This window comes from Polaromonas sp. P1_G2 (assembly GCF_056405515.1).
The window spans coordinates 1-569 of record NZ_JBFUBY010000766.1 but is presented as its reverse complement, the minus strand read 5'-3'; the positions used below and the strand labels follow the sequence as shown (position 1 = coordinate 569).

2 protein-coding genes are annotated in these 569 nt (G+C 60.1%); both read left to right on the top strand.

Annotated elements, in window-relative coordinates; genetic code table 11:
* Positions 1–12 precede the first annotated feature (12 nt).
* Positions 13–141, top strand: a complete 129-nt coding sequence (locus AC1D0P_RS27470; RefSeq protein WP_477679622.1) for an uS14 family ribosomal protein — start codon at positions 13–15, stop codon at positions 139–141.
* A 13-nt stretch (positions 142–154) separates the two neighbouring features.
* On the top strand, positions 155–517 hold the full coding sequence (gene rpsH, locus AC1D0P_RS27465) for a 30S ribosomal protein S8 (RefSeq protein ID WP_477679621.1): 363 nt from the start codon (positions 155–157) through the stop codon (positions 515–517).
* The last annotated feature ends 52 nt before the right edge of the window (positions 518–569 follow it).

Genomic DNA, 569 nt, shown 5'->3' with positions numbered 1-569 from the left:
TCCAAGACCCGCATCCGTAATCGGTGCGAAGTTACGGGCCGTCCGCGTGCCTTCTACCGGAAGCTCAAGATGTCGCGCGTGGCGCTCCGCCAGCTCGGCAACTTCGGGCAGATCCCCGGCATTGTGAAGTCCAGCTGGTAAGGAGGGCGAACAGATGTCCATGACTGATCCGTTGGGTGATATGCTCACCCGCATCCGCAACGGCGTTGCTCGCCGCAAGTCCTCCGTCAGCACGCCGGCTTCGACGCTGCGTGTCCGCGTGTTGGACGTGCTGCAGGCCGAAGGCTATATCCGCGGTTATTCCAAGACCGATTTTGAGAACGGCAAGTCCGAGATCAATATCGAACTCAAGTACTACGAAGGTGCGCCGGTCATTCGCAAGATCGACCGCGTCTCCAAGCCGGGCCGCCGGGTCTATGTCTCGGTCAAGTCCATTCCGCAGGTCGCGAACGGCCTCGGCATTTCGATCCTTTCGACTCCGAAGGGCGTGATGGCCGATCACCAGGCTCGCGAATAGAACGTTGGTGGCGAGTTGCTCTGCTCGATCTTCTGATCGGCATAGCTCTCGC